Raw genomic sequence first — 16,805 nt, 5'->3', positions numbered from 1 at the left:
GTAAAAAAGTCTGTTATTTATGCTTTTATTTTTTAAAAGGTAGTAAGATTATGGAAAGCCTGTTGCAACGTTTAATTGTGTTGGTATTGCTTATCAGCTTGTCTGGGTGCACTAAGGTCGCCCAATTTGTGGCCGACGATGTAGATTACGAGTTAACCAGTGTTCAGGTCAGTGTATCAATGGATAAGCAAGGTGCGGTTAATTTATTCGACCCTAATAGTTACCCGCGTTTGAAAACAACGCTGGGTTTTGGAGTGAAATTAATTAATAACAGTGCGTTTAATTTAAAAGTAAAAGAAGTGTATTTTGACGCATATTTAGGTGATGAACATATTGGTAGTGGTAGCAGTCAAACGCCATTTGAAGTGGCTTCTTCTGGTGGTACTAATACTGTTTTTTTTGATACGCTTTTCAACCCAACACAATTTATCCGCGAGCCCTACCGTGCTTTGAACTTGCTGGAGCAACCACCTTTGCGCATCGAAGGCTATAGCTTAGTGAGTACCAAAATAGGCGAATTTAAAGTTGGCTTTTCCCTAACGTATAACGACTTGATGAGTCTGCTAAGTCAGCCGAGTGAGTTGATGATTCGAAGAGTAAACTAGTGGTTTTAGAGATATCCGTTAATAAAGAGCCGTTGTCGTGATTGCAAATATAACATTTTTGGAAAAAAACGATGGTTAAACTTGAATTCAATTACCTTACCTTGCCGCAAGGCTATCAACTGTGTAATTATGTTATTCGGGATATATTGGGGCAGGGTGGGTCTAGTATAGCTTATTTAGCACAAGATATTCAGCTGCAAAACCTAGTCGTTATTAAAGAGTATTTCCCGATTGGTATTGCAAGTCGTGATGGTCAAACCATCAATGAGACATATAACGACGTTGATGCGAAAACTGCCTATGAAAAGGGCTTGAAAGTTTTTTTAGAAGAAGGTCAAAAACTTGAAGGTCTTTACCATCCAGCGCTAGAAAGAGTTCTTAAATGCTTCCAACTCAACAATACCGCCTACCAAGTGGTAAGCTATATCGAAGGTGAGACGCTTGATAAATACCTAAAACGTGAATTCACCCTTAGCCCACAAGTTACATTGCACTTTGCCGCCGAACTGCTTGATGGTCTTGAGGTCTTGCATCAATACGGTCTGATTCATCGCGGCATCAGACCGGCCAACATCATTATCAGCCACAAAGGCAAACCAGTACTTTTGGACATTGGAGTTGCTAAAACAGCCCTTCAGAATTTAGATCAAGATCCAGAAAGAGCATTGAATAACGATGGCTACACGCCTCCAGAAGAGTTATTCTGTAAGCCTAGCTTCTCGCCAGCTACTGATTTTTATGCGCTTGGTTCAACCCTTTACAAATGCGTGACAGCAGTAACTCCTGAGCATGCTCACTTTAGGTTTCATGATGATGAACACATTCCTATAAATCAGTTATCGATTGCCAAACAATGTCCACGGGGCCTGGTTAGGCTAATTGATCAGTGCATGCAACTCAATCAAAAAAAACGCCCCCAAAGTGCTAATGAAGCAAAATTTTTGCTTAAGGAAGGCGGTACTTTTAAGTATGTAAAGAAATGCATTAGTGTATTAAAGAAGGCATTAAGCAGAAACGAGATGATGAAATCATGACAACTAAACATAGTACCAATTTTTCGGTAGATCCTGTTGTGGGATGGGTCGTTATTGTGAAGGGTCTAGTCTATGGTACTGCATTTTCTTTGGTTAATGGGGCGAATACGATAGGAAGGTCGGATTGCAGAATAAATTTGAATTTTGGTGCGTGATATATTAAAGGTTAGTTTTTAGGGAATAATAGGAAAAATCATGAGTAAACCCACCTTCAACCACCGCACCTTACCCCAAGGTTATCAACTGGGTGATTATGTTATTCAAGACTTGTTGGGGCAGGGTGGTTTTGGGATTGCTTACCTTGCACAAGACAGTCAGCTGCAAAATCTAGTCGTCATTAAAGAATACTTCCCCAATGAACTCGCCAGTCGAGATGGACAAACCGTTAGTGCCTTGGGTACCAATGGCCAAATCGACTACGAAAAAGGCATGGCACGCTTTTTAGAAGAAGGCCGTGCTTTGGCTCGATTCAATCATCCTGCGGTGGTGCGTATTCTCAAATACTTCCAACAAAACAACACGGCCTATCTAGTGATGGAATTTATTGACGGCGAACCGCTGGATAGCTATCTCAAACGCAAACACACCCTGACCCCTGAGGTAGTCGAGCACCTCGCCAAAGAACTGCTAGACGGCCTTGCCGTAGTTCACCAGCACGGCCTGATCCACCGCGACATCAAACCCGCCAACATCATGCTACGACCCGGTGGCAAACCGGTACTGATAGACTTTGGTGCGGCAAAAGAAGAGCTGGCTGAAAAAAGCCACTCGGTGGTGGTGACACCGGGTTACGGTGCATTAGAGCAATACAGCTCCAAAGCAAAACTTGCACCGGCCACTGACCTTTATGCTGTGGGTGCAACGCTTTACAAATGCCTGACTGCGCAGACGCCTGAAGAGGCTACTGCTAGGGTGATAGACGACACCCACATTCCCGTCAACCAACTACCTATAGCTCAGCAATGCCCACCCGGGTTGGTGGCACTTATCGACCAGTGCATGCAACTCAAAGAAAAAGAGCGACCTCAAAGTGCGGAGCAAGCCAAAGGATTGCTCAGTGATGTGATCGTAAAAGATCCTTTACCATTAATAACCACCGATACCATAGAGGCTTCAGATACAACAAAAAGAAAAAGCACGAAAAAAGCTTCTTTGCTAGTCAGTGTTCTGTTGGGTGGGGTTGTGATGGCATTTGGTGGATATTTCTTTATTCAATCTACATCAATGTCTGTGCCAGTTGAAGTGTCACAACCAGTTGATTCAAAGCAAACATTAGCTGAGGAAGTTGTTCTGATCGGCGGGCGCTACAAAGACAACAAAGACGGCACAGTCACAGATATAGAGACAAATCTTACTTGGATGCGATGTAGTCTTGGACAAACTTGGACAGGTAGTTTCTGTAGTGGAGCACCAACATACTATAATTGGCGGCATGCTCTTGATGACAGTAAGCAAACTCATTTCGCATCCAAAAATGATTGGCGGCTACCTACTGTTTATGAACTTCATGCTATTGTGAACTGTACCTCAGAACAACAGAAAGATTTATTAATAGACGAGTCTGGTTATACAGCTAAGCTCGGAGATGTATTTTTAGATGGAGGTTGTGAAGGAGAATTCAATAGTCCCACAATCGTGATTCAAGCTTTTCCAAACACCTTCACCTCTTCTGCATGGACTAGCTCTGAAACAAAAGGTCAATTGGGTTTTGGATCCTGGGGTATAAATTTCGAGGATGGTGGGGCTGAACCGTTTGACCGTCGGTATAGTCATTCTGTTCGTCTTGTTCGAGATGAGTTGTAATTATTTCTGTAAAGATGAGCTTTTATTAAATTTTCAAAAAAGGATGGTCCATTGAATAAACCCACCTTCAACCACCTTACTTTACCTCAAGGTTATCAACTGGGTGACTATATTATTCTAGACCTGTTGGGCCAAGGCGGTTTCGGAATTGCCTATCTTGCTCAAGATATTCATTTACAGAACCAAGTGGTGATTAAAGAATACTTTCCTAGTGATTTAGCCAGTCGTGATGGACAAACCGTTAGTGCTTTAGGCACCAATGGCCAAATCGACTACGAAAAAGGCATGGCACGCTTTTTAGAAGAAGGCCGTGCTTTGGCTCGATTCAATCATCCTGCGGTGGTGCGTATTCTCAAATACTTCCAACAAAACAACACCGCCTATCTGGTGATGGAATTTATTGACGGCGAACCGCTGGATAGCTATCTCAAACGCAAACACACCCTGACCCCTGAGGTAGTCGAGCACTTAGCTAAAGAGCTTCTCGATGGTCTCGAGGTGGTTCACCAGCACGGCCTGATCCACCGCGACATCAAACCCGCCAACATTATGCTACGACCCGGTGGCAAACCGGTACTGATAGACTTTGGTGCCGCGAAAGAAGAGCTGGCTGAAAAAAGCCATTCTGTTGTTGTTACTCCAGGTTATGGTGCGTTAGAGCAATACAGCTCCAAAGCTAAACTTGCACCGGCCACTGACCTTTATGCTTTCGGTGCAACGCTTTACAAATGCCTAACAGCGCAAACGCCTGAAGAGTCCAGTGCCCGAGTGTTAGACGACACCCACATCCCTGTCAATCAACTACCTATAGCTCAGCAATGCTCACCTGGCTTGGTTGCACTCATCGACCAGTGTATGCATCTGAAAGGAATAGACCGTCCCCAAAATGCGCAGCTAGCCAAAGTCTTGCTAACTGAAACTGGATCTGAAAATCGAACACCACCACAACCACTCAAGAATGACTCAGCGGTCCTAGACGCCATGATCGAAATGGCTGGTAGTGACGGAATTATCACACAACAAGAAATCAACTTAATCATTACTAAAGCACAAACACTTGGTGTGGATGTTGTTGTGATTAGAAATATTATTGATAGATTAGCAGGTGCAAAAGGATGGAGGATAGAACCAGAAAATAGTAATCCAAAACAAACTAAAACTGATGCAGAGAAAAACGAATCATCAAAAAATGCCCAATCAAAGCCTAAAGCAAAAGCAGCAAGACCAGTAGAAAATATCAGCGCTCCTCTGATTAGCAATCGCTACCATGACCATAATGATGGCACGGTGACCGACACCCATACGGGTCTAATGTGGATGCGTTACAGCATTGGTCAGGAATGGTATGGGCAAATCTGCACTGGTGAAGCCATTGAGCACAACTGGACAGCCGCTACTCTTATTCCCAAAGGCGGTTTCTTTAGACGATTTAGCTTTGCCGATTACAGCGATTGGCGTCTGCCCAGCATTCAGGAGTTGCATACACTGGTTTATTGTTCCTCGGGCCAACAGCGGGGATTTCACTTGGATTCTAACGGGCGGCTGTTAGAAGTCCACGACATAATTCAAAATGGCCGTTGCGAAGGTGACTATCAAACACCTACAATTAACCCATTGGCCTTCCCTGCTACTCCTGCGAGTTGGTTTTGGTCCTCGTCGCCTATCTCCGACAGCAATTATCGTGCTTGGGGTGTAAGGTCAAGTGCGTGGGGTGTCAGTTTCTGCAGTGGCCATGTCAGCAACCTTAACAAGAGCGATAAATGTTTTGTCCGTTTGGTACGAACCGCGCATAGAAATTAACTTTTTGTTTATCTGTTAACGTTTTCTTCATACAAAAGTTAATGCATTAAATAGGATAGAAGATGGGTAAATTTTCCTTCAACCACCGCACCTTACCGCAAGGTTATCAACTGGGTGATTATGTTATTCAAGACCTATTGGGCCAGGGTGGTTTCGGAATTGCCTACCTTGCTCAAGACATTCATTTACAGAACCAGGTGGTGATTAAAGAATACTTTCCTAGTGATTTAGCCAGTCGTGATGGACAAACCGTTAGTGCTTTAGGCACCAATGGCCAAATCGACTACGAAAGAGGCATGGCACGCTTTTTAGAAGAAGGCCGTGCTTTGGCTCGATTCAATCACCCTGCGGTAGTGCGTATTCTCAAATACTTCCAACAAAACAACACGGCTTATCTAGTGATGGAGTTTATTGATGGTGAACCGCTGGATAGCTACCTCAAACGCAAACACACCCTGACCCCTGAGGTAGTCGAACACTTAGCTAAAGAGCTTCTCGATGGTCTCGAGGTGGTTCACCAGCACGGCCTGATCCACCGCGACATCAAACCCGCCAACATCATGCTACGACCCGGTGGCAAACCGGTACTGATTGACTTTGGTGCGGCAAAAGAAGAGCTGGCTGAAAAAAGCCACTCGGTGGTGGTGACACCGGGTTACGGTGCATTAGAGCAATACAGCTCCAAAGCTAAACTTGCACCAGCCACCGACCTTTATGCTGTGGGTGCAACGCTTTACAAATGCCTGACTGCGCAAACGCCTGAAGAGGCGACTGCTAGGGTGATAGACGACACCCACATCCCCGTCAATCAACTACCTATAGCTCAGCAATGCCCACCCGGGTTGGTGGCACTTATCGACCAGTGCATGCAACTCAAAGAAAAAGAGCGTCCTCAAAGTGCTCAAGAAGCCAAGTCTATGCTTGTCGAAATACCAGAACACCCATTACGACAGCCTCCAGAACCCAAGCTAGAATCAAATGAAAAGGCCCTCAAAAGTAACAAAACCAGCAAAGCCCCAATAATCGGTATAGTCGTAATCGCACTGATACTTGGTGGTGGGTATGTTTACCAACAACATCATGCCGAAAAGCAATCGTTATTAACTCAGCCTAAAGCGCCAGAAGACATTATTGAGCCACAAAACCAAGCACAACCAGATACTTTGCTTGGTGGACGTTATTTAGATAATCAAGATGGCACCATTACTGACACTATAACCAACCTCACTTGGATGCGCTGTAGTCTTGGACAAACTTGGACAGGTGAGACGTGTCTAGGAGACGCGTTAGAGCTTAATTGGTCGCAAGCTAGTAGTCTTGGCGAACAAACCACGCTTGCTGGTTATGATGATTGGCGTTTACCAAACCTAGATGAGCTTTATACGCTCGTTTATTGTTCCTCTAATTCGCGGCGTGAGAACCAATTAGACTTATTAGGGCGAGCTGTTCGAGAAGGAAACTATCAAAACTGGTTAGATGGGCGTTGCGATGGTGTTTTTCAAAGCCCAACTATTTATCTTCAAGCATTTCTAGAGGCATTACCTTCGGAGTATTGGACGGGTTCAGCATATCCGGATAGTGCAGATAGTCTATGGATTGTAGACTTTAGTGATGGTAGCACTAGTACAGACTATTGGAGAAATAATTTAAGGGTCCGCTTGGTGCGAAGTTTATAAATTAGTAACTGGAAGGTTTGCAGTAGAGGACAGTTTTAAAATTACAATGACTATAAATTTATTAGGGAACAGCAATATGCAATTGCACCCTAAAGAACTCCCGCCCTGCCAGCCGCAACTGCGGCATGCTCGGCGACTGGCATAGCAACAACAGCTTCTGTCTCGCTTACAGCCTCTGCTCTTTGAGGAACCCAAATGTTTTTGCTTCTTTAAAGGTAAGCGCTCATTTTAAGACGTCATTGACATAACAATAATAGTCACGAGCAATGCCTAACATCACCAGCCAGCTCAACATTTAGGACTTTTTCCTATATACACTCAAGTCACTAGGCGATAAAGTTATTACATAATGGTCATACAATTAACCTTCGACTGGATATGATGCAGTGATTGCAATTGATAGTATTGCCCAATTATTGCGCCTACTGCTCAGCCATTTGCTCATCCTTCTCTGGCACCTGCAATTGTCTCTGGCCTTTGCTGGTGCTTTAGGTTGGTCAATTTGGCTTAGCACGCTTTTACCCTTGGCAGTTTTTATCACCCTAGCGAGTTGGGTGAGCTTTCATTTTTATTACCCACCACGAAAGCTTCTAGCCGTACATCTAGTGAGTTTTGTCGGCGGCTTGCTGGCTTTACTCCTACACCCTGTGTTGACTTCTGTCGCTTTCTTGTTGACTCTTGTAACCGTGGTTTATCCCTGTAAGCAGTGTATTCGCTTGAAGCTGCCCGCATTTTTTGATGAGTTCAGGTTGTGAGATCGCGTCTTGAACTATTGCTAGAACTGGATCGTCCGCAGGACTTGATTCAGGAAGCGCGTCATGAAATTGCACGTGGTGGTGCTGTGACCCCAAATCTGTATTGGTTGGTTGGGTTGATGGAGGCGGGCCAGTGGCAAGAGGCTCAGGAAAAAGCTAAGGCATTTCAAGCCGACCTAACTGGATACGCGGACTTCTGGCTGTTGAAAGGCCAGATCTCTTTGATGCTGGATCAACCTCAGGAAGCCTTGCAGGCGTTTAGTGAAGGATTGAAGCAAGAGCCTGCCAACTCTAGCCTGCTGGCTTGGAAAGGCTTGATTCAGGGCTTTCAGGGCGATTTACGCTCCAGTCAGGCTTGTTTTGAAACCCTGCTTACCCAAGAGCCTTTGCATACTCAGGGTATGACCTTTATGGCGCTGGTGTATGGGAATGTCTGTTGTCGATCTGATCTTGCGCGCAAATTGTTGATGCGTTGTTTGCAGATTAACCCGCAGGATCAACGGGCTTTGGCGCTCTTGGCTGAGTTTGAACCTCTACCCTGGATCAAGCGCAAGCGGTTACGACAAGCACTGGGGCTCAATCCTTTTGACCATGATGCGCGTCAATCACTCAGTCTATTAGAGCGCAGCTTGCCCATTCATGTGACTCTGGCAGTGGGGCACATCTTGCTGGCTCAACTGCTGCACGCTTTGGCGCTGCATTCAGACATCTGGGTGTTTTTATTGTTAATCACCGCCTGCCTGCAAGCCAGCGCTCTTTTTTATCTGAATAAACACATGCCGGGTGTCTTGCTGCTGTTTTTGTTGCCGTTGATTTTCTTTCCATGGCAGGTGCTTAATCTGATCAATTTTCTGGTGGCTGCAGGTGTGGGCTTGTTTTTGATTGCGCCTTGCTATGGTGTGTATCGCCTCTTCCTCTTGTTCTTCACAGATAAGGACTAAAACCATGAGTTATGATAATCCGGATGCTGTGCCTAACCAAGTGACTGAATATCAACTGACACGGTTTGAACCGGCAAATTTAAAATACCGCATCACCTTTGAGCAGGTCGGTGGGCTGGATGAACTCAAACGCCAAGCGCGCTTGAAGATTATTGAGCCGTTTCGTAACCCAGAGCTGTTTAAGAAGTTCAAGAAACAAGCAGGTGGAGGACTGCTGCTCTACGGACCACCCGGTTGCGGCAAGACTTGGTTTGCCCGTGCCTTGGCAGGGGAATGTCAAGCAGCTTTTTTTAATGTAGCTATCAGCGATATTCTTGATATGTGGATGGGCAACAGTGAAAAAAACCTGCAAGCCCTGTTCGCTACTGCCCGCGCCCATAAACCGGCGGTGATTTTTATTGATGAGATGGATGCTCTTGGACGTAAACGCGAGTTGTTGCGCCACTCCAGCGGCATGAGCAATATGATCAACCAGTTTCTGGCTGAAATGGACGGCATCGACACGAATAACGAAAACCTGCTGGTGATAGGGGCCACCAATGCCCCCTGGGATGTCGACAGTGCTTTTCGTCGCCCCGGTCGTTTTGATCGTACCTTGCTCGTGCCCCCGCCCGATTTATCTGCCCGCAGCAGCATTCTGCAACAGCGGCTGGAAGAGTTGCCCATTGCATCACTGAATTATGCCGAACTGGCCGAGGCTACAACGGGTTTTTCTGGTGCCGATCTGAAAGGGTTGGTTGACCAAGCATCAGAAACGGTGCTAGAAGCCATTTTAGAAAGCGGCAAGGATGAAAAAATCACCCAGGCTCTGCTATTAGAGTTGGCAAAAAGTATCCAGCCCAGCACCCTGGAATGGCTGGACCTAGCACGCAATGTCGTGGAATACGCCAATCAGGGTGGGCAGTATCAGGAATTAGCCGACTTTCTTGAAACCCAGTCCGGAGGCAAAAAACGCCGTATGGGTTTCTTTTAGGTCGAGCCTATATCTCTGGTTAACCACAATACGCTTTCTGCCACGCCGCTCAGTGGGATCGGTTAATCCGGTATCTGGATGATGGTGCTTATCCGATTGATAACAACCGAGCAGAAAATGCCATCCGTCCCTTCACTGTAACCAATGGGATGGACTCCTCCTCACCTAATCGGCATCGATGTGCCAAAATGGTGAGTAGACAACAAACCATCTAACGATGAGGAGAAGCCCATATGACTATTATCCGTGTTGGTGTTGATATTGCAAAGTCTGTTTTCCATGTTCATGGTGCTGACCGTCAAGGTAAAACCTGCTGGCAAGGAAAATATTCACGCAGTAAATGGCTTGATGCGATCAGCAAGAAAGTGCCCGCTAATGCTGAAATCGGTATGGAGGCCTGTGCTTCCTCTCATCACTGGGCGCGAGAACTCCAAAAGCGTGGTTACCGAGTTCGTTTGATTGCCGCGCAGTTCGTTAAACCCTATGTCAAAAGCAACAAGAATGACCGTGTTGACGCTGAAGCTATCTGCGAAGCCATGAGTCGACCTAACATGCGTTTTGTCACACCAAAATCGGTTGAACAACAGGATATCCAAGCGATGCATCGAGTTCGTGAAGAACTGATTGCTCAACGTACAGCCAAGGCTAACCAGATTCGAGGTTTAGTCGGTGAATACGGCATCATCGCGCCCGTTGGCATTCACCAGTTAAGGCATAATTTGCCCTGCTGGTTAGAAGATACTGAGAATGGTCTCACTTATCCTTTCCGGCTTTTGTTAAGTGACCTTGCAGAAGACCTTCGTTATCTTGATGACCGTATTCAAAAGCTGGATGAGCAGATCCTTGAAAGCGTCCAACATGACCCTGTTGCCAAGCATTTAATGACGTTACGTGGTGTAGGCCCCTTAATTGCCAGTGCTTTGATCGCAGCACTAGGTGATGGAAAAGCATTTAAAAAAGGACGCGATTTCGCGGCTTCTCTAGGGCTTACGCCCAAACAACACAGTACAGGTGGCAAGGATCGACTGCTAGGCATAAGTAAACGCGGGGATAGTTATTTACGCAAACTGCTAGTTCACGGTGCCAGAGCTGTAATGCGTCACATGACCAACAAGGATGATGGGCTGAGTCGCTGGTTAAAAGGACTAGTATCTAGGAAGCATCACAATGTAGCCGTGGTTGCATTAGCCAACAAAACAGCCCGTATGGCTTGGGCCTTGGTTTACAACAATGTAGATTACAACGAAAGCTTGGCAGCTGCATGAGCATTCAATTGAGTAGATAGATACGTCGAACGATAAGTTAATTAGAAGTTAAATCTCACCACGATTGCGTGGCACTTTGATTGATGGCGAACAGGTCGAACCGGCATTGAAAAAACCCTAGAATGAACCGGTGGTTTGAGCCCGAGTAACCGATTGGGAGTCAGTGCGCGGATAGCCCATTAGGGTCTGATGCCTCATAGCGGCATCATTCATGAGACCGGATACACGTAGGCAGTCGTACCTTAGCTTCGATCAAACAAAGTGCTTGCAAAAGAGGAGGAGTCCATACACGTTCATTTTAATACGTTCTGCCCCTCACACTCATCGCGCGATAATCTAGTCTCCTATTTATTCAGGAGAGCATCATATGAAACGCTATACCCGTCATACCCCAGAGCAATGGCAGATCTTTATCGATCAGTGGCGTAACAGCGGTCTCTCCGCTGCACGTTTTTGCGAAGAGCAAGGCTTAGGCTATGCCAGCTTTTGCGATTGGCGCAAGCGACTTATCAATGAACGTCCAGTCCGCTCCCAATCCCAGCGCTCAGAAGAGGCTGCATTTATTGACCTTGGCACCTTGTCAGGCGGTCATGCAAGTAGCGGCTGGTCAATAGTGCTCAGTCTAGGCGAGGGTGTCGAGCTTCGCCTGAGTCGTCCCTGATGTTTGCGCCCGGCAACCTTGCTCGGATCTGGCTTTGCACTCAACCGACTGACATGCGCAAGTCATTTCAAGGATTGAGTGCATTGGTGAAGAATCAGCTTCACCACAACCCGCTGAGTGGCCAGTACTTTGTCTTCGTCAATCGACGCAAAACCCAGATGAAGGTGCTTTATTTTGAACCGTCGGGCTACTGCTTATGGAGTAAACGGCTTGAACAGGGACAATTCCGCGTGAACGCTTCAGCCACTGGACAGCGCCCTCTGAGCTGGACCGATCTGCAATTGATTTTAGATGGCATTGAAGTGCAAAAAATCCGTCAATACAAGCGCTATCAACATCCGATTTAAGGTGGGGTCTGGTATAATCCACACCCATGAATCTTCCACCAAAACAAACAGAAATAGCCTGTTCCAAGAGCGACTTAACCGTCGCAGAACTCGCGCGCCTGAACGCTGAGAACAGTGTTCTACGTGATGAAAACGAGGCACTGAAACGACGAGTGGCCTGGTTTGAAAAGCAGTTATTTGGTGAGAAATCGGAGAAGCGTCCGGTTGATAATCCACATCAACCTAGCCTGCTGGGCGAAGTGCAACCCATTACAGAGCCCGAGGGGGAACAGGTCTCTATTACCTATCAACGAGGTAAAGCCCCTAAACAACGTCCAGACGATTGCATCAATGATAGTGGCCTGCGCTTTAATGATCAGGTACCGATTAAAGTGATCTCACTGTCAACGCCAGAACTTGAAGGACCTGATGCAGATCAGTTCGAGGTGATTGGCACCAAAAGTACCTTCCGTTTGGCGCAGCGTCCGTCCAGTTATGTAGTGTTGCAATATGATCGCCCAATTATTAAACGCAAGGGGGCCAAACAACCCTTGCCAAGTCAAGTTCCGTTCAATGTATTGGATCGGAGTTTTGCCGATGTCAGTTTGCTAGTCGGTCTGCTGGTCGATAAATTCCTATACCACTTACCGTTGTATCGCCAACATCAACGCATGGGCCACTCCGGCATCACGATGAGCCGCACCACCTTGACCACGCTAACTCAGCGTCCTATCGAACTATTACGCCCCATCGTTGAGGCTCAGTTGGCAAATATACTGCGCAGCAAAGTGTTAGCCATGGACGAAACGCCGATCAAGGCAGGCAAGGCGACAAAAGGTAAACTCAAGCAAAGCTGGTTCTGGCCACTCTATGGTGATCAAGATGAGGTCGTGTTTACCTTCTCGTCCAGTCGAGGACGACAACATATCGAAAACATACTGAAACATCAGTTCAATGGCACGCTCATTAGTGATGGCTATTCTGCTTATGCTTCATATGCAGCAAAGAATGAGGGAGTCATCCAGGCTCAGTGTTGGGTACACAGTCGGCGACAGTTTATTGAAGCAGAACAAGAAGAGCCTGCGGCTGTAAGTCAGGCGCTGGATTATATTGCACTGCTGTACCAAGTCGAAGAAGAGATCCGAGCACAGAAATTGAGTGGTGAGAAAAAACAGTTATACCGACTTGAGCACAGCAAGCCGCAGGTGGATGCATTCTATGAGTGGTGCGAGCAACAGTTGCTTCGCAACGATTTAACGCCGAAGAGTCCATTGTTGCGAGCAGTTCATTATGTGCTAAAACGAAAGACAGCATTACGGGTGTTTTTAGAAGATCCAGACGTACCCTTGGATACCAATCACCTGGAGCGAACTCTGCGTCCAATCCCGATGGGTCGAAAGGCGTGGCTATTCTGCTGGACTGAACTGGGTGCTGAACATGTGGGTATTATCCAGAGCCTGATCAGTACCTGTAAACTGCATGATATCGATCCTTATACCTATCTGACAGACGTGCTGTTGCGGGTTAATGAGCATCCGGCGAGCCGAGTGTTGGAGTTAACGCCAAGAGTTTGGAAAGAGCAGTTTGCAGATCAGCCGTTGCGGTCGGATCTTTCTCGAGAGATGAAGCCCCAGTAAGGTTGATGGTTCCGCTGCATCCCTGCAGCACTCGTCCTATCCTGAAGGAAGACAGAGGCTCTCGCCTTGAGAGTTGCGGCTATCCATTGCCCCTCTGTCTGATATAACTTTATCGCCTAGTGACTTGAGTGTATATAGGAAAAAGTCCTAAATATTGAGCTGGCTGGTGATGTTAGGCATTGCTCGGGACTATTATTGTTATGTCAATGACGTCTTAGAATGATCGCTTACCCTTCACTGTGGGCCGCAAAAAGAACTGGCTATTTGCCAACAGCCAGGCGGGCGCCAAAGCCAGTGCTAACCTGTACAGTTTAATCGAGACAGCCAAGGCCAATGGTCTGAACCCGTATGAGTATTTAAAAGTGGTCTTCAAAGAACTGCCCAACGCGCAGAGTGTGGATGCTATCGAGAAACTGTTGCCTTGGAACGCTAGCTTAAATCCTGAGTTGATGTAACTGGGTGGTTGGATTGGCGCTTACTATTAAGTGATGGGTATTTATCACCTTGCCAACACTCGTAAAGAGTCTGTCGACTGATGCCTGCAAGCCAGCAAATCTCTGCTAACGATTGATTTAATTGCTTGCTGCGTTCACGAATGTATGTTTCAAGTTTTAAATTCATATGAATGGCGCAAATATTTTAGGGTTGTCTTGAAATTCTGACAGATATCATAGTCGTATGTAATAAGATTAAAGTAGATATCTAATTTGTTTATCCAAAGCGCAGCGCATAAGTATGAGTTAAAGGTATGAAAAAGAAACGACTACTGACTATAGTTCTTATGGCTTTTCTTAGCGCAACAGCGGTTAACGCTGATAGTTTTTTTGATAAGCCACTCCCCATTTGCTCGAACATCCAAAGTTATTTAGCGTATGAGATTTCCTTAGCTGTTAAGTCACGCTGCGATAATGTAGGCGTTTCAATGACGATAAAAGATCTTCATCAGACATTCAATTCTATGTTGACTAGTGATGATGTATCACCGGAAGAATGCAATCAGGGGTGTCTTCTGCTTGGAGCCACGAAGGGTATGAGCATGAGTGATTGTGTCAAGAATGTTCACGTTGCACCTTTTGTGCAAGGCATGATGGATAGTGGTGTATATAGCCAGGATAACTGTAATCATATGCGATCACGTCTTAACTAACTCATGCGATAACAGTGTTGTCTTTTAAATGGCTTTTGGTAGTGATTATTTTGTTATCGGCGTGTGCTAGCTACCCGCTTGATGAGTGAAATTGAGTGGTAGAGCTTATAGTCTGAACAGCAGTTGCAAGCGCGGCAGCAACAGGCTTAGCGGGATAAAGCTGCTGATGTGCGCTGGTCAGCAAGAGGCCCCTGAACGGCTGGCAGAATCGGCCAGGCAAACGGCTGAAATGGTAGTAAAGCGTAGTAATGCAGCTTATTGTGAGCGTTTGCAGTGTGTTCTTCAGCCTGCTGAGGCTTGGTTGAATCACAAGTGGCGGGCAATTGAGCCTCAGGCACTCGATCTGGTTTCAGGTATAGAACTGCTTTTAGTGCTCAGGCTGTCGAGCCAAGGCGGGGTTCGTTATAGCAGCAAAGCCTATGTTCGCTTCAATGGTTAGGAGCTGACTCTGTCTAATATTCCGAGTCACAATATGCCACAGGGCGTTGTGCTCACATACTCGGCAATTTTGTAGATTACCGCCGTGGTATTCAGCAGAACTTTCAGGTTGATCAGGTCTTGAGGGGGCATTTGCGATGCGAGCTTGTTTTATCTAGAAGAAACGAGAGTCACGTGCGACTGGCCTGAATTAACATTCTTTGAAACAAGTAAAAGTTCTTACTCTTTTCAATGAAAACGTATTTGTGCTGATTCCACCTTGTATATAGAGCGCCTAATGTAAAAGGATACACCATGAAAAAATCACAACATGAGTTGGGTTTGTTCTAATGGACAATCTCGGATAAGGTGCCATTTGTGTACCCATGTTCAAAAGGGAGTCAAAAATGAAAGTATGGGTTTCTTCGGAAAAAGCCAATGCAAAATATAGGTGGCGGAACGTCAGTTCGATCGCATTTGGAACGTTCTTGCTAGCTTCGATTCAATCCGCTTTGGCCGCTGAAACGACGGCTACGGCACAACGCTTGCTGTCTGAGGGCGATCACCAGGCAGCCATCGAAGCTTTGATGTCGGCCTATCAGTCGGGTCAGATCGACAATCAGTCGCTGTTCCTGTTGGGCATGGCGCACAAGTCGGCACAACGCTACCAAGAGTCGGCCAGGTATTTCTCCGAACTGCTTGAAAAAGACCCCGGCGCAACGCGGGTGAAGCTGGAACTGGCCGAGGTTCATTACCGCATGGGCCAGTTGTCGCGGGCAAAGCAGTTGCTGAATGAAGCGAAGGCGAGCAATCCGCCTGCGAGAGTGGGTGAAAACATTGATGTCTTTCTGGCCTTTATCGAAAGTGGAACCCCCAGGTTATGGTCAGGCTATGCCATGGTCGGATTGCTGCACGATACCAACGTCAATCAAGGCCCTCGTATTGATAACGTGTTGATGTATGATTTACCGTTTACGCTAGACAAGGATGCAAGGGAAAATACAGACTGGGCGAGCGTCTTGAAAGCTGGCGTGAATTTCAATCGTGCCATCAACGACAGTCTGGCGCTCCAAGCGGGCCTGAACCTGCATTACACCGACTACCAGAAACTCAACCGCTTCGATGCGCTCAGTCTGTCGTTCAGCGCCGGCCCAAGCTGGAAGGTAAGTGGCTGGTCGTTTTCGCTGCCCTATGTTTTCAACGTGGTCAAAATCGGCCATGACGACGATTGGTACTCGATCAGCAACGGTCTTGCTCCCCAGTTCGGCTACCAGGTCAGCCCCCAGCTATTCGTTCAAGGCAGCCTCGCCTGGCAAGATAAACGCTACAAGGGCAATAGCCCGCGTAATGGCGATACGCTCACCTTCAGCCCGAGCCTGCGCTATTCAATTGACAACAGCAGTTACGTCAATTTCGGCGGATATGTCGGGAAAGAAGACTCAGGCATCGTAACGAGCCGCAATGATTCACATGGATTGAATATCGGTTATTACAAGGCATTCAATAAGCAATGGAGCCTTTATGCCTCACCCGCCTGGAGTCGTACTGATTACAAAGGGATTGAAGCCGCATACGGTAAAAGCAGAAAAGACGAACGTCTCGATTTCACTACAAACCTGAACTATCTGATTGAGCCGTGGAAAGCGAATTTGACGCTGTCGCACACCTATACCGACAATCGGTCGAGTATTGAGATGTATCGGAATAAGCGGCATCAAGTAATGCTTTCTGTTTCCAAGAATTTCTAACAATCAAAGGGAATTAG

The 16,805-nt window shown here is 46.5% G+C and carries 15 protein-coding genes and 2 pseudogenes; all 17 read left to right on the top strand.

The features are described from left to right. Window positions 1-50 precede the first annotated feature (50 nt). Window positions 51-605 carry a hypothetical protein gene (locus F5971_RS03480; RefSeq protein ID WP_036514690.1) on the top strand — a complete coding sequence of 185 codons (555 nt, stop codon included), beginning with the start codon at window positions 51-53 and terminating at the stop codon, window positions 603-605. A gap of 71 nt (window positions 606-676) precedes the next feature. Beyond that, window positions 677-1,639: a serine/threonine protein kinase gene (locus tag F5971_RS03475; protein ID WP_036514693.1), complete on the top strand. Its 963-nt coding sequence runs from the start codon at window positions 677-679 to the stop codon at window positions 1,637-1,639. 195 nt (window positions 1,640-1,834) lie between these two features. Further along, window positions 1,835-3,442 (top strand): protein kinase domain-containing protein, encoded by a 1,608-nt coding sequence (locus F5971_RS03470; RefSeq protein WP_051514674.1) that lies wholly within the window; start codon window positions 1,835-1,837, stop codon window positions 3,440-3,442. 51 nt (window positions 3,443-3,493) lie between these two features. Beyond that, the gene (locus tag F5971_RS03465; RefSeq protein WP_051514675.1) at window positions 3,494-5,242 is read left to right on the top strand and encodes a protein kinase domain-containing protein; all 1,749 of its coding nucleotides are present in this window, start codon (window positions 3,494-3,496) and stop codon (window positions 5,240-5,242) included. 62 nt (window positions 5,243-5,304) lie between these two features. Continuing rightward, window positions 5,305-6,918 carry a protein kinase domain-containing protein gene (locus F5971_RS03460; protein WP_051514676.1) on the top strand — a complete coding sequence of 538 codons (1,614 nt, stop codon included), beginning with the start codon at window positions 5,305-5,307 and terminating at the stop codon, window positions 6,916-6,918. A gap of 386 nt (window positions 6,919-7,304) precedes the next feature. After that, complete coding sequence (locus tag F5971_RS03455; protein ID WP_036514696.1) at window positions 7,305-7,673, top strand: hypothetical protein; 369 nt, start codon at window positions 7,305-7,307, stop codon at window positions 7,671-7,673. Further along, window positions 7,670-8,614 carry a tetratricopeptide repeat protein gene (locus tag F5971_RS03450; protein ID WP_036514699.1) on the top strand — a complete coding sequence of 315 codons (945 nt, stop codon included), beginning with the start codon at window positions 7,670-7,672 and terminating at the stop codon, window positions 8,612-8,614. The genes F5971_RS03455 and F5971_RS03450 overlap by 4 nt, the downstream gene beginning before the upstream one ends. Before the next feature lie 4 nt (window positions 8,615-8,618). Then, window positions 8,619-9,587 carry an ATP-binding protein gene (locus F5971_RS03445; RefSeq protein WP_051514677.1) on the top strand — a complete coding sequence of 323 codons (969 nt, stop codon included), beginning with the start codon at window positions 8,619-8,621 and terminating at the stop codon, window positions 9,585-9,587. A 50-nt stretch (window positions 9,588-9,637) separates the two neighbouring features. Then, window positions 9,638-9,727: pseudogene (locus F5971_RS03440) on the top strand (IS66 family transposase); the annotation flags it as partial. A gap of 93 nt (window positions 9,728-9,820) precedes the next feature. Then, window positions 9,821-10,852 (top strand): IS110 family RNA-guided transposase, encoded by a 1,032-nt coding sequence (locus F5971_RS03435; RefSeq protein ID WP_193494079.1) that lies wholly within the window; start codon window positions 9,821-9,823, stop codon window positions 10,850-10,852. 367 nt (window positions 10,853-11,219) lie between these two features. Further along, complete coding sequence (gene tnpA, locus F5971_RS03430; RefSeq protein WP_036514959.1) at window positions 11,220-11,513, top strand: IS66 family insertion sequence element accessory protein TnpA; 294 nt, start codon at window positions 11,220-11,222, stop codon at window positions 11,511-11,513. Further along, window positions 11,513-11,860 carry an IS66 family insertion sequence element accessory protein TnpB gene (tnpB, locus tag F5971_RS03425; RefSeq protein ID WP_036514962.1) on the top strand — a complete coding sequence of 116 codons (348 nt, stop codon included), beginning with the start codon at window positions 11,513-11,515 and terminating at the stop codon, window positions 11,858-11,860. The genes tnpA and tnpB overlap by 1 nt, the downstream gene beginning before the upstream one ends. A 26-nt stretch (window positions 11,861-11,886) precedes the next feature. Then, window positions 11,887-13,476 (top strand): IS66 family transposase, encoded by a 1,590-nt coding sequence (gene tnpC / locus F5971_RS03420; protein WP_223116248.1) that lies wholly within the window; start codon window positions 11,887-11,889, stop codon window positions 13,474-13,476. 230 nt (window positions 13,477-13,706) lie between these two features. Beyond that, window positions 13,707-13,931, top strand: a pseudogene (locus tag F5971_RS03415) (transposase domain-containing protein); the annotation flags it as partial. A 293-nt stretch (window positions 13,932-14,224) separates the two neighbouring features. Then, window positions 14,225-14,623, top strand: a complete 399-nt coding sequence (locus F5971_RS03410; protein ID WP_036509663.1) for a hypothetical protein — start codon at window positions 14,225-14,227, stop codon at window positions 14,621-14,623. Between the two features lie 166 nt (window positions 14,624-14,789). Continuing rightward, a complete protein-coding gene (locus F5971_RS03405; protein WP_036509665.1) occupies window positions 14,790-15,062 on the top strand; it encodes a hypothetical protein in 273 nt (90 codons plus the stop codon). Between the two features lie 385 nt (window positions 15,063-15,447). Then, on the top strand, window positions 15,448-16,788 hold the full coding sequence (locus tag F5971_RS03400; protein ID WP_036509667.1) for a porin family protein: 1,341 nt from the start codon (window positions 15,448-15,450) through the stop codon (window positions 16,786-16,788). The last annotated feature ends 17 nt before the right edge of the window (window positions 16,789-16,805 follow it).

It is taken from the genome of Nitrincola alkalisediminis (assembly GCF_009821115.1).
GTDB lineage: Bacteria > Pseudomonadota > Gammaproteobacteria > Pseudomonadales > Balneatricaceae > Nitrincola > Nitrincola alkalisediminis.
Note: the sequence above shows the minus strand (reverse complement) of the source record. Positions and strands in the feature narration are given on the sequence as shown.

Coding starts and splice junctions, on each gene's coding strand:
- F5971_RS03480 (WP_036514690.1), top strand. CDS start 51: ATGGAAAGCCTGTTGCAACGTTTAATTGTGTTGGTATTGCTTATCAGC.
- F5971_RS03475 (WP_036514693.1), top strand. CDS start 677: ATGGTTAAACTTGAATTCAATTACCTTACCTTGCCGCAAGGCTATCAA.
- F5971_RS03470 (WP_051514674.1), top strand. CDS start 1,835: ATGAGTAAACCCACCTTCAACCACCGCACCTTACCCCAAGGTTATCAA.
- F5971_RS03460 (WP_051514676.1), top strand. CDS start 5,305: ATGGGTAAATTTTCCTTCAACCACCGCACCTTACCGCAAGGTTATCAA.
- F5971_RS03445 (WP_051514677.1), top strand. CDS start 8,619: ATGAGTTATGATAATCCGGATGCTGTGCCTAACCAAGTGACTGAATAT.
- F5971_RS03435 (WP_193494079.1), top strand. CDS start 9,821: ATGACTATTATCCGTGTTGGTGTTGATATTGCAAAGTCTGTTTTCCAT.
- tnpA (WP_036514959.1), top strand. CDS start 11,220: ATGAAACGCTATACCCGTCATACCCCAGAGCAATGGCAGATCTTTATC.
- tnpB (WP_036514962.1), top strand. CDS start 11,513: ATGTTTGCGCCCGGCAACCTTGCTCGGATCTGGCTTTGCACTCAACCG.
- tnpC (WP_223116248.1), top strand. CDS start 11,887: ATGAATCTTCCACCAAAACAAACAGAAATAGCCTGTTCCAAGAGCGAC.
- F5971_RS03410 (WP_036509663.1), top strand. CDS start 14,225: ATGAAAAAGAAACGACTACTGACTATAGTTCTTATGGCTTTTCTTAGC.
- F5971_RS03405 (WP_036509665.1), top strand. CDS start 14,790: ATGTGCGCTGGTCAGCAAGAGGCCCCTGAACGGCTGGCAGAATCGGCC.
- F5971_RS03400 (WP_036509667.1), top strand. CDS start 15,448: ATGAAAGTATGGGTTTCTTCGGAAAAAGCCAATGCAAAATATAGGTGG.